Consider the following 24207-nt stretch of genomic DNA (forward strand, 5'->3'; position numbering starts at 1 on the left):
GTTCATTCGTCGGAGAGCCGATGATCGTTTGCATCGGCACCGCGGCTGCGTAACAGACGTCCACGGTCATCGGCGCGCCGGCGAACGTAATCCTCGGCCTGCTGCTCCAGTTGTTCGAGTTCCTGGCGCTGCTGCTCGAGCTGACTGTTGAGCGTCGCGATCTGCTCGCGGGTCTCGGCCATGCCAGTCTGCATCCGTTGTCTGTCGCGCTCGTATGCCTGCTGCTCTTCGTGCACCCGGGCTTCGACTTCCTGCTCCTCGCGCAGCCGAGCCGATCCCATTAGCATCTCGCCGCTCGCAATATAGACATCGGCCAGAGCCGGTCCGGTATCGTCGATGGTCAGCTCGCGTATCTGGTTCGAATGATTGATGCCGCGCGCCTTGATCACCGACAGCGCGCGATTGCGCTCACCTTCATCCACGCGGTAGCTCACCCCGACCCATACATCGACGATATTGGCCAGATGGCTTTCCATATCTACCACGAAGGTCTGGCTCGACGAGAGCGCGGTCAGATAAAGGGTGATCCCGCTCGCCTTGGCAAGATCCAGCAGTCGATCGGTGACATCCACCGCCATATCCAGACCGCCAGACTTCACCAATGCCGAAACCGGGTCGATAATCACGTGCTCCGGCGCGAACTGGCGAATCGCGTGATGGATATCGATATAGTGGGCTTCTGCGCTGGTGGCGCCGGCGAGCACACCGTGCATCTGCAGCAGACCGGCGTCGACATAGGGCCGCAGGTCGATGCTGACCGACTGCAGATCCTCGACGATCTGATCCCCCGCTTCGTCGAAGCTGATATAGAGCACGCGCTCGCCGTTTTCTGCCATCTGGCGTGCAAAACAGGCGGCCAGGCTGGTCTTTGCTGCGCCGGGCGGCCCCGAAACCAGCACGCTGCTGCCGCGGATCAGCCCGCCCCGCAACATCGTGTCCAAACGCGCGACGCCGCTGCCGATACGTTCATCGAATACCTTGGCCGTGAGCGGATAGTTCTCGCGCTCGGCCACCAGCACGCCACTGCTGCGGATGACGAACGGCATCTCGGCGCCGCTGCTCTCTCCGCCGCGCAGCTTGACCACCCGCAGGGTGCGCGCAAACGTGCGCTTATGCGGAATGTTGCGCAGGCGAATGACGCAATCGGCGACATAAGGCATGTCGCGAAAGTGGCCAACACCGATGCTGTCATAGTCATCGAGCTTGGCGGTCATAATCACGGCGACACCGCAATCCGTGAGCCAGTGTTTTAGCCGGAAAAGCTCGCGCATCGCGGCCACCCGGTCGCCCAGCGTACCCAGCAAGGCGTCGAGCCCGTCGATGAGAACCCATCTTGCCCCGGTCTGCTTGATCTTGGCTTCGATGGCGGCCAGGAGGCCGGATATATCGAATTTACCGACGTTGTGAAATTCGTCCTCAACGCGTGCGGCCATCAGATGGATTTCGTTATCCGCGGCTTCGGCCAGCCCCCACTCGAAAGTGACGTGATTTTCGATCAGTTCGTCGGGGCCTTCTTCGAACCCCACCACAATACCCGGCCGGCCGGCGCGAGCGTTGTTCACGAGTATTTCGAGCGCCAGCACGGTCTTGCCGACACCGGTGGCACCATAGACCAGCGTAAGTCGGCGATCCGGCAGACCGCCACCCAGTAGCGCATCCAGACCATCCACGCCCGTGGGCAAGCGCGAGGTTGCAGCGAATTTTTGCATCGGCACGGAGCCTATTCTTCAAGTACGGGGAACGAATCGTGTCGCAGCCTGCCGGTTTCATCTCCCACCGGCAACAACTCGTGATTGGCTAGCAGCCATTCCAGATCGTCGGCCGCCAGCGGCATGCTGTAAAGATAGCCCTGTGCCTCTTCGCAGTGCCAGTGCTTGAGCCATCGACGCTGGGCGAGCGTTTCCACGCCCTCGGCGGTTACGCGGATGCCCAAGCTTCTTGCCATGGCGACGATCGTGCGGGTGATGGTCAAGTCGCCCTTTTCTGCGGGTATGCCGTCCACGAACGACTTGTCGACCTTCAAATAGGTAATGGGAAAGCGCCGCAGGTAGCTCAACGACGAATAACCGGTACCGAAATCGTCGAGCGCGACGGCCACACCCAGCGCTTGAAGCGCATGCAGCGTATCGAGCGTGGCACCGGCCTGCTCCATGAGCACGGTTTCGGTGATTTCGAGCTCGAGATGGCGGCTGTCGAGCCCCGTTTCTTCGAGCACCGCGGCGATCTGATCCACGAGATCGGTCTGGCGGAACTGGCGTGCAGAAAGGTTCACGGCCACCCGCAGGTGATCGTAGCCGCGCTCATGCAGGCGCTGGAGTTCCTGACAGGCCTGGCGCAGCACCCAGTGGCCAATATCAAGAATCAAGCCAGTCTGCTCGGCGATGGGTATGAAATCCGCGGGCGACACCATGCCCAGTTCATCGTTTTGCCAGCGCAGCAGGGCCTCGATTCCGGTCACTTCGCCGGAATTAACATCCACAAAAGGCTGGTAGTAGACATGCAGCTCATCGAGCTCAAGGGCGCGATGCAGGTTGTTGCGTAGCTGCAGCATCCAGTGCGCGTTGGCGTCCATTTCCGGGCGATAGAACACATAGCGGCCATGGCCGAGCCGCTTGGCCCGATACATCGCCATATCGGCATTGCGCAGCAACGTGGTCAAATCCTGACTGTCGTCGGGATAACAGCTGATGCCGATGCTGGCGGTCGTGAACACGGTCTGGTCATTGAGCGTGAGCGGCACTTTCAGCGTGTTCAGAATCCGGTTGGCCACATAGGCGGCATCCTCGGGCTCGGCAATCGAATCGAGCAGAATCACGAACTCGTCGCCGCCTTGCCGCGCCACCAGATCGCGCTCGCCCACCGCGCTGCGCAGACGATCCGCCACATGGCATAGCAATTTGTCGCCCGTGGCATGGCCCAGCGAGTCGTTCACCGCCTTGAAGCCATCCAGATCGAGAAACAACAGCGCGAGATGACGCCCGTCGCGTTCGACCGCCATACGCGACATCTCGGCGCGTTTTTCGATCATCGTACGGTTGGCCAGACCGGTCAGCGTATCGTAGTGGGCGAGGTACTCGATGCGGGCCTCATAGGCCTTGTCGGCCGACAGATCCCGAAAAACGACCACGAACTGGGCCGAAGCGGTTTCTTCGCCGGGTGCAAGCGCCGTAATCTTGACGAAGGCCGGGTATCGCTGGCCATCGCGCCGTCGGTTGTGCACTTCGCCGGTCCAGCGTTTCCCGGGTGCCAGCCCATCGATCACCTGCGTCAGCAGATCGCTTTCATGCGACCCGCCGTCCAGCTCAAGAGATTGGCCGACCGCCTCGGCCTCGTTGTAGCCGGTAATACGGGTATAGGCGGTATTAAGAGCGCGGATTCTTCCATCGGCGCCTACCAGCACCGCAGCCTCGTCGATATGGCTTAACGCGATCTTTGCGATATCGCCTGTGTCATCGCCGGATGCCACGGGCAGTGTTGCGTTTAATCGGCAAACCACGCTCGCCACACGGCCATGATCGGGATGTTCGAACACACGGGCGTCGAGGCGCGCACTGAAGTCGAAACCGTCGGCGTGGTGCAGCGCGACCTCGATATCCGAACTACCCGCGTCGTTGATTCCGCCCGCCAGCGCGCGTGCCCGAGGGTCGCTGGTTTTCAGCCACTGGCGGCCGGCGAGCCCCACCAGTTCGGCGCGGGAACGACCCAGCAGGCGAGCGCCAGCATTGTTGGCTTCGAGAATCGTGCCGGTCAGATCCACCAGAAATAACGCGGCCGGGCTGTTTTCGACCAGATACTCGTACTCGGTCATGTGCTGCCATATCTCCTGCGCGCCCAGCCTTCGCCAAGACACGTGATTACCCTGGCACATCTGCTTACGGCCAGCGCCCGCGGTGGGTAGGACCTCCGCGATATCCTCCCAAAGCGGCGGCTTTCGATATGCCGTGCATGCCATGGTTAGCCTCAGCCCTGCAGCGCGTGGCCGTGGCGCCCTCGCACCCATTGGGTCGTTTAAAAGCACGAAGAGGTATCAGTAAGATTACGCACACGACTACCGAGGCATACCCGAAACAAGCCCGCATACTACGAATTGGTTACAGTCCGGACGTCAACGCCGCATGGATCGGCGCTGAACGCGCGGGCAACCCGAATTACCCGCGCATACGTAGCGGTGGTTCGGCGGCCAGGTGACGCACGATTCGTGCGCTGATTACGGCGCCCCACGGCGCCGACACCCAAGCGCGGCGCCGCACCAAGTTGAGTGCAGACGCGCGCATTGAAAGGTTCAGCCGAGTCGTTCGATTACGGCGTCGGTGAACCGCTCGGTGGTGGCATTACCGCCCAGATCGGGCGTGACGCGATCGTGCTCGGCAACCACCGAGCGCACGGCACGCCGCAGACGATTGGCGTTTTCGGGCTGGTCGACGTGTTCCAGCATCAGCGCGGCCGCGAGAATGACCGAGGTGGGGTTGGCAATGCCCTTGCCGGCGATGTCCGGCGCGCTGCCATGCACCGCTTCGAACATGGCACAGGTTTCGCCGATATTCGCGCCCGGCGCGAGCCCCAGCCCGCCGATGAGGCCGGCACACAGGTCAGAGAGGATGTCGCCGAACAGATTGGTCGTTACGATCACGTCGAAGCGCTCGGGGTGCATGACCAGCTTCATCGCACAGGCGTCGACGATCACCTCGTCGTGTTCGATATCGTCGTATTCCTCGGAGATCTGACGCCCCACTTCCAGAAACAGCCCGGAGGTGGATTTCATGATGTTGGCCTTGTGTGCCAGCGTGACCTTGCGACGCCCGCGTGCCCGCGCCATGTCGAAGGCGAAACGGATGATGCGTTCGCATTCGGAGCGCGTGATCACCGACAGCGCCTCGGCACGGTTACCATCCTCGGACACCTTCTGGCCCTGGCCGGAATACATGCCGCCGGTATTCTCGCGCACGGTGATGATGTCGAGATTGTTGTAGCGCGACTGCGTGCCGGGCATCGACAGCGTGGGCCGTACGTTGGCATACAGGTCGAAATGCTTGCGCATGGCCACGTTGACCGAGCGATAGCCCTTGCCGGAGGGGGTCGTTACCGGGCCTTTGAGCACCAGGCCGGTGCGCTCGATGGATTTCAGCGCAGACTCCGGCATGACGTCGGACTCGCCCGCATCGAGCGCGGCCTGGCCGACGATGACTTCCTCGTACTCGAATCCGGTATCCAGACGCTCGAGTACCCGCAGGGCGGCATCGACGATATCGGGACCGATGCCGTCGCCCTTGATGACTGTGACCGGCGTTTTGCTCATCTCGATTCCTCTAGGCTGGGGAAATACGGGAGGCGCGCCGCGCCTGCGCGGGCCGCCTGACCTCTTGCTGATTCCATCCTAGCACCGCATCGCCTGCCGACATGGCGCCGTAATTATTGGCACGCGAGCACAGCGCGCGGCAGAATTGCCTCGCGGGGCGCGCCGTGGCGCGCTTTTCGATTCTCAACACGAGCCGACCATGCGCTTGAACGCGACTTCATACATTCGTCTGCTGCTTTTAACGCTCGCGGCGCTCGCGCTCGTGGCGCCGACCGTCACCCTCGCCCAGGACGAATTCGACGACGACTTCAAGCCGCCGGTCGACCTGGTCGTGGTCATGAAGGCCAACCGGGTGATGTATCTCTACGCCAACGGCGAGATGGTCGAGCAGTTCCCGATCGCCCTCGGCAAGAACCCGATCGGCACCAAGCGCAAGCGCGGCGACAACCGCACGCCCGAGGGCCTGTATTACCTCGACTGGCGCAATCCGGACAGCATCTTCCACCGCTCGATCCATATCTCCTACCCGAACGCCCGCGACCGAGAGGAGGCCGACGCCCGCGGCGTGGATCCGGGCGATCTGATCATGATCCATGGCCAGCCGGACTACGACGATCGCGAGCGCGAAGGCGACTGGACCAACGGCTGTATCGCCGTATCCAACCAGGCGATCGACACGATCTGGGACCGTGTCTACGACGGCACCCGAATTCATATCTATCCGTAGCCGGGCCACTCAGGCCGGCCTGAACACGACGCCCGCCCGCGCCCATGACGCCGCACGAGCCGCGCACGCCGAACGCGCTTCCCGCCGACAAGCGTAAGGCGCTGCGCCGCGCCCTGCGCATCGAATGGCTGACGCTGGTGTTGCGTATCAGCGTTGTCGCCGTGCTTTATCTTGCGCTCGGCACGGCCCAGGCATTGACCGCGATCTGGCTGAAGAGCCTGTGGGCGCTGTTGCCGCCTCTGGCCTTCATCGTCGCCTGTCGTATCGAGCGCCTGCGGCCGACGCCGCGCTTTCCCTACGGCTTCTATCGCGCCGGTACCATCGCATTCCTGAGCGGCGCCCTGGCTCTTTCGGCGATGGGTCTGTACCTGCTTTACGTGGCACTGCGCGGGCTGGGCGAGCTCAAACACCCCGCGCTGGGCGCCCTGTGGTCGCAGCCGTTGCTGCAATGGCCCGGCTGGCCGGTGCTTGCCGCGCTGACCTACAGCATGCTCGTGCCGGTCATCGCCGGGCGTTCGCGCCAGCGCCTGGCGATCGATCTGCACGACAAGGGCCTGTATGCCGACGCCACCATGGGCCGCGCGAGCTGGCTGGCCGGCGGCGCGGCGATTGTCGGCGTGGTCGGCATCGGCCTGGGCCTGTGGTGGGCCGACTTTATCGCCACCCTGCTCATCGGCGCCGATATCCTGCGCCATGGCGGGCGACATCTTTACACCGCCGTATGCGATCTCATCGACGAAGTGCCGCGTGAACTGGGGAGCAGCCGGGTCGATCCGCTCGGCGGGCGCATTCGCGATCGGCTCAATTCGCTGGCCTGGATCAGCGATGCCCGGGTCCGACTGCGCGAAGAAGGCCGACGCCTGACCGGCATCGCCTTCGTTTGCCCGCAGGCGGATACGCCAGCGCTGGTCACCCAGCTGGCCGAGGCACGGGCCGATATCCAAGCAATGGACTGGCGCCTGCTCGATTTCGAACTGGTGCCGGTAACCGGCGCACGTTGCGCGGATGCGATACGCACACCGCGCTGAGGTTTGTAACCGGCGGCGCTCGTGCAGATAGATCGCGGGCGCTATCATGCGCATCGTTTTGCTCAAGGAATTTGGCGTGTCCCCTGTAAAGATGAGTCGGATGCTGGCCACGCGCCTGCTCTTCGAAGCCCAGAAACAGCCGGATGCCGAAGTGTGTGGCTTTCTCAGCCAGCGCGACGGCATACCCTACGAAATCTATCCGGTCACAAACGTCGCGGCCGATCCGGCTCGGCGTTTTGAGATGGACCCGGCCGGGCAGATCGCCGCGCTGCGCAACATGCGTGACCGCGGCGAAGAGATGCTGGCGATCTATCACTCCCACCCCAGCGCGCCGCCCGAACCCTCCGTCCACGATCTCGAAGGCCTGGGCTATCCGCAGGCGCTGTATCTGATCATTTCGCTCAACATCAAGGGCGTGCTGGAAATGCGTGCCTGGCAGCGCGACGGCGATGCCATGCAGGAGCGCGTGCTCACGATTCTGGACTGATCGGCCAGCCGAACGCCCTGACCCGCCCTACGCTGTCGGTCAGCCGCCGCGCTTTTTTGTAGAATCGCGGGCTGATTCGCTCATCGACCCAACCGGCCTTCGCCCATGCGTCTATCCGCCTTTGCCCTGTCCACCACCAAGGAAACCCCGGCCGATGCCGAGATCGTGTCGCATCAGCTGATGCTGCGTGCCGGCATGATCCGCAAACTCGGCGCCGGCCTGTATACCTGGACGCCGCTGGGCATTCGGGTACTGCGCAAGGTGGAGAGCATCGTGCGCGAGGAGATGGACGCCGCAGGCGCGCTGGAGGTGCTCATGCCGGCCGTGCAGCCGGCCGAACTCTGGCAGCAGAGCGGTCGCTGGGAAGCCATGGGCGATCTCATGCTGCGCATGACCGATCGCGCCGAGCGCCAGTACTGCTTCGGGCCGACCCACGAAGAAGTCATCACCGACTACGCCAAGCGCGATATCAGCAGCTACAAGCAGCTGCCGGTGAACTTCTACCAGATCCAGACCAAGTTCCGCGACGAGATCCGGCCGCGCTTCGGCCTCATGCGTGCCCGCGAATTCATCATGAAGGATGCCTACTCCTTCCATATGGACGAGGCCGACCTGGACCGCGAATATCAGGTCATGCGCGCAGCCTATGCCCGCATACTCGATCGCATCGGCCTGGACTATCGCATCGTCGCCGCCGACTCGGGCGCCATCGGCGGCGCCAAGTCCGAGGAATTCCACGTCCTCGCTCACAGCGGCGAGGACGAACTGGCGGTGGCCGAGAACGGCGCCTATGCGGCCAATATCGAAGCCGCCACCACCCGCGCCAGCGATACCCCGCGCCCGGCCCCGGGCGGCGAGCTGCGCAAGGTGGACACCCCCGGCGTCGCCACCATTGCCGATCTGTGCGCTGCCCTCGAACTGCCCGCTGAAGCCACGGCCAAGGCGATCGTGGTCATGGGTGAGGACGACAAACCGGTGCTGCTGGTGCTGCGCGGCGACCACAGCCTCAACGAGATCAAGGCCGAAGGCATCGACGGTATTGCCACCCCGCTGCAGTTCGCCGACGAATCGACCATTCGCGAACACTTCGGCGCCGGCCCCGGCTCGCTCGGCCCGGTGAACGTGAACCTGCGCGTGATTGCCGATTACGGCGTGCAGAACGCGGCCGACATGGCGGTGGGCGCAAACTACGACGGCGCCCATTTCGTGAACTTCAACTGGGGCCGCGACGCCGTCGAGCCCGAGTTTGCCGACCTGCGCAACGTCGTGGCCGGCGATCCGAGCCCGGACGGCTCGCCGCTGTCGATTCTGCGCGGTATCGAAGTCGGCCACGTGTTCCAGCTCGGCGACAAGTACAGCCGCGCGCTCGAACTGAGCGTGCTCGACGAAAACGGCAAGTCGATCACCCCGCAGATGGGCTGCTACGGCTTTGGCGTATCGCGCATCGTGGCGGCGGCCATCGAACAGTGCTTCGACAACGCCGGCATCTGCTGGCCGACCGCAATCGCGCCCTTCGAGCTGGTCATCATTCCGATCAAGGCCGACAAGTCGGCGGCGGTACGCGAGGCCTGCGACAAACTCTATGCCGAATGCCGCCAGCTGGGCATCGACGTCGCCCTCGACGACCGCGGGCTGCGACCGGGCCCGATGTTCGCCGACGCCGAGCTCATCGGTATTCCGCATCGCGTGGTGGTCTCCGATCGCGGCATCGAGGCCGGCACGCTCGAGTACAAGGGTCGGCGCGACAGCGAAAACAGCGAGATCGAATACAGCGTTGAAGCGCTGCGGCAAAAGTTGGGCCGCTAGACGCCGATAACGATCGAGGATTGCTTACGATAGCCCGTGGCCATTCATGCCCGTATGAATGGATGCGACGCGTATTGGGGGCGCGGGTTCGGCCGACAGGGGGGAGCAGGCTTTGTTCGAAACGTATTCGCTGGCAGGCGTATCCGCCCGGCTCGTGCGCCTGGTTTCGGTGATGGCGCTCGGCTGGGCGCTGTTCGCGAGCACGCCCGCCCACAGTGCTGCCGCCCAGCCCGAGGCCGTCGATCCCGCCCTGCGTCAGGCGCTGATGAGCGCGGTCAAGGACTCGGCCACGTTCTCGAACCGCTTCGAAGCCGAAGTATGGCTGCTCGACATGTCCACGCGACTGCAACGGCTCATGCCGGACGTCGGCCGGCGTATGGCGCTGCTCAAGACCGTGCACGCCGAGGCGAGCCGCGCCGGACTCGACCCGCAGGTGGTGCTATCGCTCATTCAGGTGGAATCGGCGTTCCAGCGCTTCGCCGTATCGTCGGCCGGCGCCATCGGGCTGATGCAGATCATGCCGTTCTGGATCGACGAAATCGGCCGGCCTGACGACAACCTCTTCGACATGCGCACCAACCTGCGCTACGGCTGCACCATTCTGGCGTTCTATCTCGACAAGGAGAACGGCGATCTCACCCGGGCGCTGGCGCGCTACAACGGCAGCCTGGGCGAGTACTGGTATCCGTCACGGGTGGCCAGCGCCCTCCAGGCCCGCTGGTACGCTCGCTAAACAAGGTCTGACTGGGCTCTCGCGGGTCGTATTCGAGTCCGCCGGGCGTTGCGTTGTCGACGCATGCGCCGCAGGATAAGCCGCCGTTGAACGACCGCTGGTACTTCATGCGTTTGTACTACAACCCGCGCTGTTCCAAATCGCGCGCCGCACTCGAGCTGCTCGAAGGCGCGGGCCATAAGCCCGACGTGGTCGATTATCTACAGGAGCCGCCGACGGCCTCGGAGCTTGGCCGCCTGATCGACGCGCTCGATAGCGCGCCTGCCGCGCTGGTGCGTACCGGCGATGCGGCCTTTGCCGACAGCGGACATACCTCGGCAGAGCTGGATCGCGATACGGTCATCGCCCTGCTTGCCGCCCAGCCGGCTCTCATGCAGCGGCCGGTGCTCGCCACCGAGACCGCCGCCGTCATCGCTCGCCCGCCCGAGCGCGTATTCGAACTCGTCGCATCCGATCAGGAATCCGATTCATGAGCAGCGTTTCCGCGAGCAACGAAATTCTCGTGCTCTATTACAGCCGCAATGGCGCCACTGCCGCACTGGCCAACGAGGTCGCCCGCGGTATCGCCAAGGTCAAACCCATGCAGGCACGCGTACGCACCGTGCCCGAGGTTTCGCCCGATACCGAAGCCAGCGCGCCGTCCGTGCCCGAGCACGGCGCGCCCTATGCGACCCACGACGACCTGGAAAACTGTGCCGGCCTGATCCTCGGCTCGCCGACCCGATTCGGCAACATGGCCGCGCCGTTGAAGTACTTCATCGATACGCTCTCCGGTCAGTGGCTTTCCGGCACGCTGGCCGACAAACCGGCCGCCGTATTTACCTCGACCGGCAGCCTGCACGGGGGCCAGGAGACCACGCTCACGAGCATGATGCTGCCGCTGTTGCACCACGGCATGCTCATCGTCGGGCTGACCTATACCGCCGATAACCTCCTGGCGGAAACCGACAGCGGCGGCACGCCCTACGGGGCCAGCCATGTCTCCGGCGTGATCGGCGACAAGCCGCTGACCGATATCGAAAAACAGCTCGCCCGCAATCTAGGTGAGCGCGTCGCGCGGACCGCGCTCAAACTGAGCGATCACTGATGCGCTGGTCTCGCTACGCACTGCTGCTGGCCGTACTCGGCAATATCGCCCTGATCGCGAGCCTGTTCTGGATTGCCGGCGTGCACACCATGGAGCGGCTGCTGCTGGCCTCGATCTTCAGCCTGCCGCTGCTGGCCTCGCTAAACGGCCTGGCCCGTGCCCGTATCTATACCGCGGCCTGGGCCTCGATGGCGGCGTTGTTCTATATGGCCTATGCGATGGTGGAATATATCTCCGGCGCGCCCAGCATCGCGGTCGATCTTTGTCTTGGGGCAAGCATCGCCATGTTCGTGGGCACGGTGGTGTTCGCGAAGTGGGACGCACGCGAACGCGAAGCCCAGCGCCCTGACGCCTGAGCATTGCCCTATTGATCCGTCATAAAGCGCGGCGCGCTGCGCTAACGCGGGCAGATTGTCCGCAAATGAACGCGAAGACACGCGAATAAAGCGAAAGACAGATCGTTCGACGGCCAGGCAGCCTGCGTTCAGACCAACTGCTGAACTTTGTATCTACGGTTATCCGCGGATCGGCAGGGCACATGGCGGCGCCGACTTTGCGCGGTGCCTGCGTCTCAGGCGAGCGCCGGCGGCGCTCGCCCGTTTTTCATCTGCGTGAATCTGCGTCGATCTGCGGACAAGGCTTCTCAAAACGCAGTACGCGGCGAGAAACCCCGCTCGCCGGGCCGGCGCCGCCCGGCTTCAGCCGAGGGTCTGCTTGACGAACGGAATGGTCAGCCGCCGATGGGCCGCCAGCGAGGCATGATCGAGCGTGTCGAGGGCGGCCATGAGCGCCGGCACGTCGCGCTCGCCATGGCGCAGCAACCAGCGGGCGGTGGCATCGGGCATTTCCATGCCGCGCTGGGCTGCCCGCTCGATGAGCAGGGCGTGCTTGTCGGCATCGTCGAGTTCGGCGGTCGCCATCGTCCCGCCCCAGGCCAGGCGGCTGGCCAGATCCGCCAGCGCCAGCCCCAGTTCGGCCGGCGGCCGTCGATCGGCGGCCAACAAACGCCCGCCGCGGGCACGCAGGCCGTCGGTGAGGCTCAAAAGCGCGATTTCGGCATCGCGGTCGCCGGCAATGGCGGCCACGTTGTCGACACACACGCAGTCCATATCCTGTAGACCCGCCAGCAGCGACTCGGCCTGATCGGCCACCTGATCCAGCGGCACATACACGCTGCGATCGCCGGCGTCACCCGCGGCACGACAGGCCGCCTGCAGCAGATGGGTCTTGCCGCTGGCTTCGGGGCCGTGCAGGAACAGACGTTCGCTGCGCCCGTCCACGATCTGTGCCACGGCGGCCCGTACCGGCGCATTGGTTTCGCCCACGAACGCATCGAGCGTCGCGCTCTGCGGCAGCTGGACCCCCAGAATCAACTGTGTCGCCATCACCGCGGCCTGTTCGAATACAACAACATCAGTGATCGAGATAGGCACGGCTGGAGCGCCATTGACGCCCGCCATAGCGCACGATCACCGCCATCGCGGCGGCCACCGGCAAGGCGATCAACACGCCCACAAAGCCCAGCAGCTGGCCGCCGGCCAGCACAGCGAAGATCACCCATACCGGATGCAGGCCGATGGCATCGCCAAGCAGCAGCGGCTGCAAAATCACCTGCTCGAGTACCTGACCAATGCCAAACACCACGAATACCCAGACCAGCTGAAAAGGATCACCCGTCTGCACGAGCATGGCCACACTCGATACGAGCAGGCCGCTGATCACGCCCACATAGGGCACGAAACTCACCAGCCCCGCGCCAAGACCAATCACCAGGGCCAGATCCAGACCGGCCAGCCACAGGCCCACGATATAAATCGAGCCCAGCACCGTCATCACCAGCAGCTGGCCGCGAATGAACTGGCCCAGCACCTGGTCGGTTTCCTGGGCGAGTTCGCTGACCGTGCCGACATAGCGGCGCGGCAGCTGCGACTTGATCCAGGCCACCATATGGTCCCAGTCGCGCAGCAGATAGAACATGATCACCGGGATGAGCAGCATGTTCATCACGATGGCCATCAGCGCCGTGCCCGATGAGAACGCCTTCTTGGCGACCGTGGAGGCAAAGCCGCCGGCCGTGCCCCAGTTGTCGGCGATCAGCGTCTTGATCGCCTCCACGTCCAGCGACTGGCCATTGGGGCCTAGCGAGCCGAGATACGGCGCGGTCGTGCGTTGAATCCAGTCCAGATAGCGCGGCAGGTTCTGGATCAGCGTATTGAGCTGTTTCTGCAGCTGGGGCAGCAACAGCAGCAGCAATAACGACAGCACCACGGTCACCACCGCGAAGACCACCACCACGCCGCCGGTACGCGACATGCGCAGCCGCTCGAGCCGGTCGACAATCGGGTCGCAGACGTAGGCCAGCCCTGCGCCGACGAGAAATGGCGTGAGAATGGAGCCCAGCAACCAAACGGTGAGCGCGATGAACAGGAACCCGCCGATCGCGATGTTGCGCTGGGTCTTGCTCATGGCCGCGACCCGTTCGCCAAGGTCATCGAGAGGTCGTTCGCGCGGCCGGCATAGGCTCGGCGCTCGTCAATCCAGTGGTGTCGCACGAATACCTCGGCATGAAAACGACGATGAAACCCGGCCCCTGCGCGACAACCCGGCGTGCCCGGCAGGCCACGGGTTCGCAACACGGTCGCGCTGCGCGGGGCAGTCACGATCGATCCGAGGCGCGGCGCTGGCAACACGCCCGGATACCCGCGTTACAATAACATGCGCTGCCCGCCGTCACGGGCTCAACCTCCTTCAACCGCGAGCGATTTCACGTGAGCCAACGTCCTTCCCTGACCTATGCCGACGCCGGCGTGGATATCGATGCCGGCAACCGCCTGGTCGACGAAATACGCGAACCGGTCGAAGCGACCCGCCGACCGGAAGTGATCGGCGGCCTGGGCGGTTTCGGCGGGCTGTTCGAACTGCCGGTGGATCGCTACCGGCGCCCGGTACTGGTGTCCGGCACCGACGGGGTCGGCACGAAGCTGCGCCTGGCCATCGATGCACAGCGCTTCGACGGCATTGGCATCGACCTGGTGGCCATGTGCGTGAACGACGTGCTGGTCACCGGTGCCGAGCCGCTGTTCTTCCTCGACTACTACGCCACGGCCCATCTCGATGCCGCGGTGGCCGCGCCGGTGATCAAGAGTATTGCCGAGGGCTGTCGTCAGGCGGGCGCGTCGCTGATCGGCGGGGAAACGGCCGAAATGCCGGGCATGTACGCCAGCGGCGATTTCGACCTGGCCGGCTTCTGTGTGGGCGTGGTCGAATACGACAAGCGCATCGATGGCAGCCGCATGAGCGAAGGCAGCGTCGTGATTGGCCTGGCCTCGTCCGGCGCCCATTCCAACGGCTATTCGCTGGTTCGCCGTATTCTCGACGTGGCCGGCGCCACCCTGGAAACCCGCCTGGGCGAACAGAGCCTCGCCGATGCCCTGCTCGCGCCCACGCGTATCTACGTCAAGGCCATTCAGGCCCTTCTCGCCGAGGTCGACGTGCAGGCCATGGCCCATATCACCGGCGGCGGGCTGGCCGAGAACTTCGCCCGGGTGATGCCCGAGCATCTGGCCGCCACCATCGAGCGCAGTGCCTGGACGCGCCCGGCCGTGTTCGACTGGCTCGCCGAGGCCGGCAATGTCAGCGACGCGGAAATGGATCGTACCTTCAACTGCGGGATCGGCTATTGCGTGGTGGTACCGGCGGATCAGGTGGCCCAGGCCATCGATGTGCTCACCGGCGCCGGCGAGCAGGTGTTCGAACTCGGCCGTATCCACGCCCGCGAGAACGCCACCGACGACGCTGTGCGCCTGGTTTGAGTAGCCAAACCGAGAAGCCGGGCGAGCACACCTCGCGGCTGGTGGTGGTGATTTCCGGCCGCGGACGCAATCTGCAGGCGATCATCCAGGCCATCGAAGCCGGCAAACTCGACGCCGAGATCGCGCTGGTGATCAGCAATCGGGCCGACGCGCCCGGCATGCAGATCGCTCGGCTGGCCGGGCTCAACTGTGTGTGCATCGAAGCCGGCGGCTTCAAGCACCGCGAGGATTTCGACCGCGCGCTGGCCGCGCGTATCGCCGCCGCCCGCCCGGACTGGGTGGTGCTGGCCGGTTTCATGCGCATCCTGAGCCAGGCCTTCGTCGAGCGCTTCGAAGCGAAACTGATCAATATCCACCCGTCGCTGCTGCCGCGCTACAAGGGGTTGAACACCCACGAGCGCGCGTTGTCGAACGGGGACGCCCGCCACGGCGCGAGCGTACATTTCGTGACGCCCGATCTGGACGACGGCCCGACGATCCGCCAGGGCAGTATCGCCGTCGCCGCCGACGATACCCCCGAAACCCTGGCCGAGCGGGTCATGACCGAAGTCGAGCAGCGGCTCTATCCGGCCGTGCTCGCCGAACTCGTTGCCGGGCGCGTGTTTTTCAAGGATGGCGTGGTCTGGCGCGACCAGCGCCTGCAGGAAGACTGCCCGCATGACGAATACGACCAAATCGCCCTCTCATGAACCTCATCGCAAACGCAGCCTCGGGCTGTGTCTGCTTTTAGCCGCCCTGTTTGTGTCCCCCGTTGCCGGAGCCGATGTCATGCAAACCTTCGATGCCCAGTTCAAGGTCAAGCGCGGCGCGGTCGCGCTGGGCACCACGCGCTTTTCGCTGGCGCGCGACGGCGGCAACGACTGCTACGTGTTTCGCGGTGAAGCCAACCCGAACGCCGTGGTGCGCGTATTCGTGGGCCAGGTCATCGACGAAAGCCGTTTCTGTATCGAGGATGGCACGGTACGGCCGCAGCGCTTTTCCCACCACATGGAAGGCAACGCCGAGGACAGCTACAGCCTCGAATTCGACTGGTCGCAGCACGAAGTCACCTATCGCAGCGAAGCCGGCGACAGCAAGGTCATGCCGCTCGGCGATAGCGCCTTCGATCCGCTGTCGATTCAGTTCGCGGCCCGCCGCTGGGTGGCCGGCGCGGCGAATCCCAATGCCGCCGGCGAGCGCGATTTCGCCCTGATCGACGAAAAGAAACAGAAGACCTATCGCCTGCGCGCCAGCGATGGCGGGCGTATCAAGACCCCGTCCGGGCGCTACGATACGCTCAAGATCGAGCGCGTGGACGACCCCAAGCGCGGGCTGCGCTTCTGGCTGGCCCGCGAAGCCGACTGGATTCCGGTACAGGTCGAGCACGAAAAACCCAAGACCGGCGTCTTTCGCATGCAGCTCACCGCGCTCGATCGCTAGCGCACCCCAGGCATATCAGGTGCGCGGCAGGGTCACGCCGCGCTGGCCCTGGTACTTGCCGCCGCGATCCTTGTAGGACGTTTCGCAGACCTCGTCCGATTCCAGAAACAGCATCTGGGCAACGCCTTCGTTGGCGTAGATCTTCGCCGGCAGCGTGGTGGTATTCGAGAATTCCAGAGTCACGTGGCCTTCCCACTCCGGCTCCAGCGGCGTGACGTTCACGATAATGCCGCAGCGGGCATAGGTGGACTTGCCGAGGCAAATGGTGAGCACGCTGCGCGGAATACGGAAATACTCCACCGTCGAGGCCAGAGCAAAGGAATTGGGCGGAATGATGCAGGTATCGCCCTCGAAATCCTGAAAGCTCTTTTGGTCGAAGGCTTTCGGATCCACCACCGCAGTATTGATATTGGTGAATATCTTGAAATGCGGCGAGCAGCGCACGTCGTAGCCGTAGCTGGACACGCCATAGGACACGATGCGGCCTGTTTCGTTTTCCTTGACCTGGCCGGGCTCGAACGGCTCGATCATGCCGTGTTCGGCGGCCATGCGGCGGATCCACTTATCCGATTTGATACTCATCGACTCGACTCTGCGCGGCGGGCAAAGCGCGCAGTTTAGCTGCTTGTCGCACCCCACGCCTATCCGCGGGCTGAGCCGGCCGCCATGATCGCGTATCGTTGAGCGGTCTGTGATTCACACGTTTTCAGGAGCCCGCCATGCAGGTTCAGCTCATTCGCGAATTCGGCGCCCCCGATGTCTTCGAAGCCGCCGAAATCGATACCCCCACGCCCGGACCCGGTCAGCTGCTGGTGCGCCAGATCGCATCCAGCGTGAACCCGGTGGATACCAAGCTACGCGCGGCCGGCCCGCCCATCGCCCCGGAACTGCCCGGCGTGCTCGGCTGCGACGTGGCCGGCGTGGTCGAGGCGGTCGGCGAAGGCGTGACCGGCTTCAAGAAAGGCGATGCGGTTTATGGCTGCGCCGGCGGGCTGCGCGGGCGCGGCGGCGCCTATGGCGAATATATCGCCGTGGATGCCGCCTTCATGGCCTTCAAGCCGGAGGCACTTAGCTGGCGCGAAACGGCGGCCCTGCCGCTGGTGACGATCACCGCCTGGGAGGCCATGGTAGACCGCACCCGCATCGCCCCGGGCGATCATGTGCTCATCCACGGCGGCGCGGGCGGCGTGGGCCATATCGCCATCCAGCTGGCCAAGGCCCAGGGCGCGCGCGTGGCGGCCACGATTTCCTCGGCCGCCAAGGCCGATATCGCCCGCCGCATGGGCGCCGACGAAACCATCAACTATCGCGAGGAAAGCGTCGAGGACTATGTCCAGCGCCTGACCTCGGGCCGCGGTTTCGATGTGGTCTTCGATGCCACCGGCGGCTCGGATATCGCCACCTCATTTGCCGGCGTGCGGGTCAACGGCCAGGTGGCCACCATCGTGTCGCAGTACGAGGCCGACCTCACGCCGATGCATACGAAGAGCCTCACGCTGCATGCCATCTTCATGCTCACGAGCATGCTGCACGGCGTGCATCCCCAGCATCACGCCGAGATCCTGACCAAGGCAGCGCAGCTCGCCGCCACCGACCGACTCAAGCCGTTGCTCGACGAACGCCGCTTCACCCTCGGCGACGTGGCCGCCGCGCATTCGCATCTGGAAGCCGGCGCGGCCGTGGGCAAGATCGTGATCGATATCGCTGACGAGGCGCGTAACGCGTAAATGCACACTTGGTGATGTATGTGCCTGCGCCACTGCGCGAACGCATACATGTTGTCCGCCAATGAACGCAATACGCGCAAATAAGGTAATAAGGCAGGCGGCGACGAGCACGCTCGATCAGCCCATCGAGCCACGCGTCGCGCTGTTTTCGTAACGCGATAAACGGCAGTCCGGACCGTCGCCGGGCTGCCGCCACGCAAAGCGCCGCCCGCTCGTTCACGAGCCGTCGCATGGGGTTCGATTACAGTGCACGGATACATCCAGGCCGGGTTGGTCGAGCTGCCGGCGGAGTTCGCCGCGGCTATAACCCAGATCGCGCAGTATATGATCGTCGCGCTTGAGCAGTGCCTTGACCGCCCGGCGCTTGCGCCAGCGCGCCAGGGCACGCCCGATCAGTGCGAACAGCCATAGCGGCGGCATGGCCGGCATATAGAGCCGCTCGATGCGCGGGGTAATCGATCCAGACCGAGATCCAGGCCCGCGCCCGGTCTCGTGGCGATGTTCGACAGACGATTGACACATGCATACCTCCAGATGCGTGACCGATGTTTTAGCAACGGGATCAGCATGGAAGCGTCTTTCTTTTCAATACAGCGAAAAGATCTATACTCTGCTTTCAGTTTTATTTAACAAAGTGCGATGACTGGACTAGCCGGCCAAACCAGCGGCGCCACCGAGCGACTACTCGATACCGAGGTGCTACGCAGCTTTGTGGCCATCGCCGAGCACGGCAGCTTCACGCGTGCGGCCAAGGCGGTATTTCGTACGCCTTCGGCGTTGAGCATGCAGATCAAGGGGCTGGAAACCACGCTCGACAAGCGCCTGTTCGTACGCGAGGCGCGCCGGGTACATCTAACGGAGCACGGCGAGCTGCTGTTGCGCTATGCACGTCAACTGCTGCAGTTGAACGCCGAAGCGGTCGCCTGTTTCCTTGCCCCCGCGCTCGACGGCACGGTGCGTGTGGGCACGCCGGATGATGTGGGCGGGCGTATTCTGCCGCGGGTGTTGGCGACGTTCGCGCGCTCGAACCCGGCGGTCCAGGTCGACGTGATTACCGGCACCAGCCGGGTGATTCTCGAACGCCTCGACCGCGAGCAGATCGACTTCGCGCTGGTCACCGTCGGCAGCCGGGAGGTCGATAGCGAGCGTGGCGAGATCGTACACAGCGAGCCGCTGGTGTGGGCGGCCCGACGCGGCGGCAGCGCGAAGCTGCGCGAGCCGTTGCCCGTGGCCCTGGCCGAACCCGGCTGTGCCTGGCGTGCGAGCGCGATCGATGCCCTCGACCGGGCCGGCCGTTCCTATCGTGTCGCCTACAGCAGCGATCACAGTGCCGGCCAGCGGGCGGCCGTGCTCGCCGACCTGGCGATTGCACCGCTGCCGCGTCCACTGGTGGATTCGGCAGAACTGGAAGTGCTGGACGAACCGCAGCTACCGCCGCTGATCGATACCCACACCGCGCTCGTATTCGGCACGCATTGCTCGGACGCCGGCAAGGCCCTGTCGCAGCACGTGGTCGAGGCCTTTCGCGCGCTGCGCGGCTAGGCGCTCGTAACGCGCCTAGGTACTTTCCACCTTGATGTTCGGGAACTTGCCGGCGTAGTCCTTCTTCTGCTGCGACAGACGCGCGGCGGTACGTCGTGCCATATCGAAATACGCGCTGGCGATGTTGCCCTGCGGGTCGGCCACCACGCTGGGGTGGCCCGCATCGGCGTTTTCGCGAATCGAGATATCCAGCGGCAGTTCGCCCAGCAGGCCCACGTCGTATTCGTCGGCCAGCGTCTGGCCGCCGCGGGCGCCGAAGATCGCTTCCTCGTGGCCGCAGTTCGAGCAGATATGCGTGCTCATGTTCTCGACGATACCCAGCACCGGCACATTGACCTTGTTGAACATCTCCACGCCCTTGCGGGCATCGATGAGCGCCAGATCCTGCGGGGTGGTCACCACCACAGCGCCCGACACGGGCACTTTCTGGGCCAGGGTGAGCTGGATATCGCCCGTGCCCGGCGGCAGGTCGATGATGAGATAGTCGAGATCCTCCCAGGCGGTCTGGAACAGCATCTGCTGTAGCGCCGAAGTCACCATGGGCCCGCGCAGGATGGCCGGCGAATCCTTGTCGATGAGATAGCCGATCGACATGGTCTGCATGCCGTGGGCTTGCATGGGCAGCAGCATCTTGCCGTCCTTGGCCTGGGCACGCCCTTCGATACCCATCAGCCGCGGCTGGCTGGGGCCATAGATATCGGCATCCAGCAGGCCGACCGAGGCGCCGTCGGCCCTGAGCGCGAGCGCGAGGTTGGCCGCCACGGTGGACTTGCCCACGCCGCCCTTGGCCGAGGCCACGGCAATGATGTTGCGTACGCCCTCGACACGCTTGAGCGAGGGCTGCACCGCGCGCGCGGCCACCGAAAAACCGACGGTCACGTCGGCCCGCTCGACGCCGTCGACCGCTTCGAGCATGGTGCGCACCTGTTCGGCCAGCGTCTGGCCGTAGTCGCCGCAGGGAAAGCCCAGATCGAGTTCGAGGGTCACGCGCTCGCCCTTCACCTCCAGCGAACGCACCGCGCGCGCGCTGATCAGGTCGGTATCCAGATAGGGCTCGTGGAAACGGCCGAGTTCGGTTTCGACGGTCTGTTTTAGGGCATCGCTCATGGCGCTTTCCAGGATTGATTCGGTCAATTGAAACGGCGCCAATGATAGCAGCCACCGCCGGCCGGCCGGGCACGGCTGTGGCATACTGGCGGGCTTTCGACAGCCGACAAGAAAGCCTGTTATGGCGCGCGATATTCTCGTTACCTCTGCCCTGCCCTATGCCAATGGCTCGATCCATCTGGGCCATCTGGTCGAATACATCCAGACCGACGTGTGGGTGCGCTTCCAGAAGCTGCGCGGCAATCGCTGTATCTATGTCTGCGCGGACGACGCGCACGGCACGCCCATCATGCTCAAGGCGCGCGACATGGGCATCGAGCCCGAGCAGCTCATCGCTGATGTCGGCGCCGAGCACAAGCGCGATTTCGACGATTTCCTGATCGGCTTCGACAACTACCACTCGACCCATTCGGCCGAAAACCGCGAACTGGCCGCCGAAATCTATACCCGGCTCGACAAGGCCGGCCATATCGCGCGTCGCACCATCTCGCAGGCCTTCGACGAAGAAAAACAGATGTTCCTGCCGGATCGCTTCATTCGCGGCGAATGCCCGAAATGCGGTGCGCCGGATCAGTACGGCGACGCCTGCGAAAAATGCGGCGCGACCTATCAGCCCACCGAACTGATCAACCCGGTGTCCGTGCTGTCGGGCGCTACGCCGGTGGAGCGCGATTCCGAGCACTACTTCTTCCAGCTCGGGGATTTCGAGAAATTCCTGCACGACTGGACGCGCAGCGATCACCTCCAGGAAGCGGTCACCCGCAAGCTCGACGAATGGTTCGAGGCCGGGCTCAAGGACTGGGACATCTCCCGCGATGCGCCCTATTTCGGCTTCAAGATCCCGGGCACGGACGACAAGTACTTCTACGTGTGGCTGGATGCCCCGATCGGCTATATGGCCAGCTTCGCGAACCTGTGCAAGCGCCGCGACGATCTCGACTTCGACACCTTCTTCAAGCCGGATTCGAAGGCCGAGCTGTATCACTTCATCGGCAAGGACATCGTCTATTTCCATGCCCTGTTCTGGCCCGCCATGCTCGAAGGCGCGGGCTATCGCACGCCCACGGGCATTCATGCGCACGGCTTTCTCACCGTCAACGGCGAGAAGATGTCCAAGTCGCGGGGCACCTTCATCAAGGCGCGCACCTGGCACGACCACATGCCGGCAGAATTTTTGCGCTACTACTTTGCCGCCAAGCTCTCCGGCAAGGTCGAGGATCTGGATCTGAACCTCGACGACTTCCGCGCGCGCATCAACTCCGATCTGGTCGGCAAGTACGTCAATATCGCCTCGCGCAGTGCGACCTTCATCACCAAGCGCTTCGACGGCAAGCTCGCGGATACGCTTGATGGCCTCAAGGGGCACGATTTGTTCGCGCGCTTCGCCAAGGCGGCGGACGAGATCGCCGAGCACTACGAACAGCGTCGTTTCGCCCAGGCGATCCGCCAGATCATGGCCCTGGCGGACGAGGCCAATGCCTATGTCGCCGAACGCGCGCCCTGGCAGCTGGCCAAGGAAGACGGCCGCGAAGAGGAACTGCAACAGATCTGCACCACCGCCCTGGCCCTGTTCGCCCAGCTCACGATCTATCTCAAGCCGGTGCTGCCGGAAACCGCCGAGCGCGCCGAAGCGTTTTTGAACGTCGATTCGCTGAGCTGGGCCGATCTGGCCACGCCGATATCGGGCGAGATTCAGCGCTTCAAACCGCTGCTGCGCCGCGTGGAACAGCCCGCCATCGACAAAATGATCGAGGCCAGCCAGGAAGACCTCGCGGCCAAGTCCGCGCCGCAGGCCCAGCCCGAAGCCGAACAGAAAACCGCAGACAACAAACCGCAGAAAAAGGACGAAGCCGCCGTGGACAGCGATACTATCGAGATCGGCGATTTCGCCAAGGTCGACCTGCGCATTGCCCGTATCGAAGCCGCCGACCATGTCGAAGGCGCCGACAAACTGCTGCGCCTGACGCTCGACGTGGGTGCGCTGGGCGAGAAGCAGGTCTTTGCCGGCATCAAGTCGGCCTACGACCCGGCCCAGCTCGAAGGCCGGCTGACCGTCATGGTCGCCAACCTCGCCCCGCGCAAGATGCGCTTTGGCGTATCCGAAGGCATGGTGCTCGCCGCCGGCGACTCGCCGCATATTCTTTCGCCCGACGACGGCGCGAAACCCGGTGACAAGGTCAAGTAGTACCACCGACGGTAGATTTTAGTCGCTGTGCCCAGAGCCGTGCGCGCCCCGGGCGAACCGGCCACTGCTTGCGTCTTCGTTCCTGAAGAAGGCCACAGATTTCGCCGATTACGCAGATCAAGAAAACAGGCGCCAGCAAGCGAAGCAACGTCCGCGCCTGCAGAGCGTTTGCTTTTGATCTGCGTTTTTCTGCGTCGATCTGCGGACACGCCTTCCCGGGAACGGCTGGAGACTCAAACGACGCAAGCGTCGGCGAACCGCACCGCCTGAAAATCCAATCTACGGAATTTGCGTAATCTGTGGATAGCCGCCTTGAGAACCTTTAGCCCGGCCGGCGAGTGCGCGAACACAAGGCCGATATAGCGGCGGTGGGCGTGTCCAGAAGCGCCGTCATGCACGCCCCGTGGACGCCTCCTACAGACTCGACCCGCCGCCGTCGCGTAACCTGCGGGCCAATCGGTCGAGAACATGTCGAACACGAAACCATGACGACACCCGTCGACGATATCGATGCCCTGCTGCCCCAGACCCAGTGTCGGCGCTGTGGCTACGATGGCTGTCGGCCGTACGCCGAGGCGATCGCGGCCGGAGAAACGGATATCAACCGCTGCCCGCCCGGCGGCGATGCCACGGTGGCCCGGCTGGCCGAACTCACGGGCCAGGTGACCAAGCCGATCGACCCGGAATGCGGCGATGCCAGCCTGCCCAAGGTCGCCTTCATTCGTGAGGACGAATGCATCGGCTGTACCCGCTGTATTCAGGTCTGCCCAACCGACGCCATCATCGGCGCGGCCAAGCAGATGCATACCGTCATCGAATTCGACTGCACCGGCTGCGAGCTGTGCGTGCCGGCCTGCCCGGTCGACTGTATCGACATGCCGGAATCCCAAGCCGACAGCGGCCAGCCGGTCTGGCCCCCGGCCCGCGACGTCGACGCCGAACGCGCCGCTCGTTCGCGCCGCCTGTTCGAAGCGAGACAACAGCGCCTCAATCGCCGCACAACCCGTCATCGTCGCGCCAGCCGTCACGAGGCCACCGTCGATGCCCGCGAAGATGCACAGGCCACGTCCGACGCCAAGAGATCCACGATCGCCGACGCCATCGCCCGCGCCAAGGCCCGCCGCGCCGGGCGCGAGTGACGCCACCCCGGCCGATATCGATCGCCCATGGTGCCTTGGCTTCGTTCTTCAAACAGATCCACAGATTTCTCAGATTAGACAGATTTAAAAAAGCCCATGGCCCGCGTAGCAT

General features: G+C 64.1%; 23 protein-coding genes. 15 read left to right on the forward strand and 8 right to left on the reverse strand.

The window, feature by feature from the left end; genetic code table 11:
- Positions 1 to 2: 2 nt before the first annotated feature.
- The 3 genes from kaiC to CMN27_RS09620 form a co-directional block, all read right to left on the reverse strand.
- The gene (gene kaiC / locus CMN27_RS09610; protein WP_293625924.1) at positions 3 to 1709 is read right to left on the reverse strand and encodes a circadian clock protein KaiC; all 1707 of its coding nucleotides are present in this window, start codon (positions 1707 to 1709) and stop codon (positions 3 to 5) included.
- An 11-nt stretch (positions 1710 to 1720) separates the two neighbouring features.
- Positions 1721 to 3808 (reverse strand): bifunctional diguanylate cyclase/phosphodiesterase, encoded by a 2088-nt coding sequence (locus tag CMN27_RS09615; RefSeq protein ID WP_293625926.1) that lies wholly within the window; start codon positions 3806 to 3808, stop codon positions 1721 to 1723.
- Between the two features lie 474 nt (positions 3809 to 4282).
- A complete protein-coding gene (locus tag CMN27_RS09620; protein WP_293625928.1) occupies positions 4283 to 5296 on the reverse strand; it encodes an isocitrate dehydrogenase in 1014 nt (337 codons plus the stop codon).
- 199 nt (positions 5297 to 5495) lie between these two features.
- Between CMN27_RS09620 and CMN27_RS09625 the strand changes: the two genes are divergently transcribed.
- The 8 genes from CMN27_RS09625 (at position 5496) to CMN27_RS09660 (ending at position 11520) form a co-directional block, all read left to right on the forward strand.
- Positions 5496 to 6023, forward strand: coding sequence for a L,D-transpeptidase family protein (locus tag CMN27_RS09625; protein ID WP_293625930.1), 528 nt, complete (start codon positions 5496 to 5498; stop codon positions 6021 to 6023).
- Between the two features lie 44 nt (positions 6024 to 6067).
- A complete protein-coding gene (locus tag CMN27_RS09630; RefSeq protein ID WP_293625932.1) occupies positions 6068 to 7051 on the forward strand; it encodes a cation transporter in 984 nt (327 codons plus the stop codon).
- Positions 7052 to 7127: 76 nt separating this feature from the next.
- Complete coding sequence (locus CMN27_RS09635; protein ID WP_293625934.1) at positions 7128 to 7538, forward strand: M67 family metallopeptidase; 411 nt, start codon at positions 7128 to 7130, stop codon at positions 7536 to 7538.
- 105 nt (positions 7539 to 7643) lie between these two features.
- Positions 7644 to 9344, forward strand: coding sequence for a proline--tRNA ligase (locus CMN27_RS09640; RefSeq protein WP_293625936.1), 1701 nt, complete (start codon positions 7644 to 7646; stop codon positions 9342 to 9344).
- A gap of 172 nt (positions 9345 to 9516) precedes the next feature.
- Positions 9517 to 10077 (forward strand): transglycosylase SLT domain-containing protein, encoded by a 561-nt coding sequence (locus CMN27_RS09645; protein WP_366515441.1) that lies wholly within the window; start codon positions 9517 to 9519, stop codon positions 10075 to 10077.
- An 86-nt stretch (positions 10078 to 10163) separates the two neighbouring features.
- On the forward strand, positions 10164 to 10550 hold the full coding sequence (locus CMN27_RS09650) for an arsenate reductase family protein (RefSeq protein ID WP_293625940.1): 387 nt from the start codon (positions 10164 to 10166) through the stop codon (positions 10548 to 10550).
- On the forward strand, positions 10547 to 11164 hold the full coding sequence (wrbA, locus tag CMN27_RS09655) for an NAD(P)H:quinone oxidoreductase (protein ID WP_293625942.1): 618 nt from the start codon (positions 10547 to 10549) through the stop codon (positions 11162 to 11164). The genes CMN27_RS09650 and wrbA overlap by 4 nt, the downstream gene beginning before the upstream one ends.
- Positions 11164 to 11520 (forward strand): DUF2069 domain-containing protein, encoded by a 357-nt coding sequence (locus CMN27_RS09660; protein WP_293625944.1) that lies wholly within the window; start codon positions 11164 to 11166, stop codon positions 11518 to 11520. Before wrbA ends, CMN27_RS09660 begins: the two co-directional genes overlap by 1 nt.
- A 342-nt stretch (positions 11521 to 11862) precedes the next feature.
- Here CMN27_RS09660 and hda read toward each other — a convergent pair whose 3' ends face one another.
- Positions 11863 to 12549 (reverse strand): DnaA regulatory inactivator Hda, encoded by a 687-nt coding sequence (gene hda, locus CMN27_RS09665; protein WP_293625946.1) that lies wholly within the window; start codon positions 12547 to 12549, stop codon positions 11863 to 11865.
- 28 nt (positions 12550 to 12577) lie between these two features.
- The gene (locus CMN27_RS09670; RefSeq protein WP_293625948.1) at positions 12578 to 13630 is read right to left on the reverse strand and encodes an AI-2E family transporter; all 1053 of its coding nucleotides are present in this window, start codon (positions 13628 to 13630) and stop codon (positions 12578 to 12580) included.
- 302 nt (positions 13631 to 13932) lie between these two features.
- Between CMN27_RS09670 and purM the strand changes: the two genes are divergently transcribed.
- The 3 genes from purM to CMN27_RS09685 all read left to right on the forward strand — a co-directional run bounded on the left by purM (position 13933) and on the right by CMN27_RS09685 (position 16395).
- Positions 13933 to 14976, forward strand: a complete 1044-nt coding sequence (gene purM, locus CMN27_RS09675; RefSeq protein WP_293625950.1) for a phosphoribosylformylglycinamidine cyclo-ligase — start codon at positions 13933 to 13935, stop codon at positions 14974 to 14976.
- The gene (gene purN / locus CMN27_RS09680; protein ID WP_293625952.1) at positions 14973 to 15665 is read left to right on the forward strand and encodes a phosphoribosylglycinamide formyltransferase; all 693 of its coding nucleotides are present in this window, start codon (positions 14973 to 14975) and stop codon (positions 15663 to 15665) included. Before purM ends, purN begins: the two co-directional genes overlap by 4 nt.
- A gap of 79 nt (positions 15666 to 15744) precedes the next feature.
- Complete coding sequence (locus CMN27_RS09685) at positions 15745 to 16395, forward strand: DUF3108 domain-containing protein (RefSeq protein WP_293625954.1); 651 nt, start codon at positions 15745 to 15747, stop codon at positions 16393 to 16395.
- A 15-nt stretch (positions 16396 to 16410) separates the two neighbouring features.
- Here the strand turns inward: CMN27_RS09685 and dcd are convergent, their stop codons facing one another.
- Positions 16411 to 16977 (reverse strand): dCTP deaminase, encoded by a 567-nt coding sequence (dcd, locus tag CMN27_RS09690; RefSeq protein ID WP_293625956.1) that lies wholly within the window; start codon positions 16975 to 16977, stop codon positions 16411 to 16413.
- Between the two features lie 137 nt (positions 16978 to 17114).
- Here dcd and CMN27_RS09695 point away from each other — a divergent pair, with 137 nt between their 5' ends.
- Complete coding sequence (locus CMN27_RS09695; RefSeq protein ID WP_293625958.1) at positions 17115 to 18122, forward strand: zinc-dependent alcohol dehydrogenase family protein; 1008 nt, start codon at positions 17115 to 17117, stop codon at positions 18120 to 18122.
- Between the two features lie 216 nt (positions 18123 to 18338).
- On the opposite strand, the gene CMN27_RS09700 is transcribed toward CMN27_RS09695, so the two are convergent.
- Complete coding sequence (locus tag CMN27_RS09700) at positions 18339 to 18644, reverse strand: DUF1127 domain-containing protein (protein WP_293625960.1); 306 nt, start codon at positions 18642 to 18644, stop codon at positions 18339 to 18341.
- 117 nt (positions 18645 to 18761) lie between these two features.
- Here CMN27_RS09700 and CMN27_RS09705 point away from each other — a divergent pair, with 117 nt between their 5' ends.
- Positions 18762 to 19664, forward strand: coding sequence for a LysR substrate-binding domain-containing protein (locus CMN27_RS09705; protein ID WP_293625962.1), 903 nt, complete (start codon positions 18762 to 18764; stop codon positions 19662 to 19664).
- Positions 19665 to 19679: 15 nt separating this feature from the next.
- Here the strand turns inward: CMN27_RS09705 and apbC are convergent, their stop codons facing one another.
- Positions 19680 to 20771, reverse strand: coding sequence for an iron-sulfur cluster carrier protein ApbC (gene apbC / locus CMN27_RS09710; RefSeq protein ID WP_293625964.1), 1092 nt, complete (start codon positions 20769 to 20771; stop codon positions 19680 to 19682).
- Positions 20772 to 20892: 121 nt separating this feature from the next.
- Here apbC and metG point away from each other — a divergent pair, with 121 nt between their 5' ends.
- A complete protein-coding gene (gene metG, locus CMN27_RS09715; RefSeq protein ID WP_293625966.1) occupies positions 20893 to 22956 on the forward strand; it encodes a methionine--tRNA ligase in 2064 nt (687 codons plus the stop codon).
- Between the two features lie 485 nt (positions 22957 to 23441).
- Positions 23442 to 24095 (forward strand): RnfABCDGE type electron transport complex subunit B, encoded by a 654-nt coding sequence (locus CMN27_RS09720; RefSeq protein WP_293625968.1) that lies wholly within the window; start codon positions 23442 to 23444, stop codon positions 24093 to 24095.
- Positions 24096 to 24207: the final 112 nt, after the last annotated feature.

The organism is Salinisphaera sp., assembly GCF_002729955.1.
In the GTDB taxonomy this organism is placed as follows: Bacteria; Pseudomonadota; Gammaproteobacteria; order Nevskiales; family Salinisphaeraceae; genus Salinisphaera.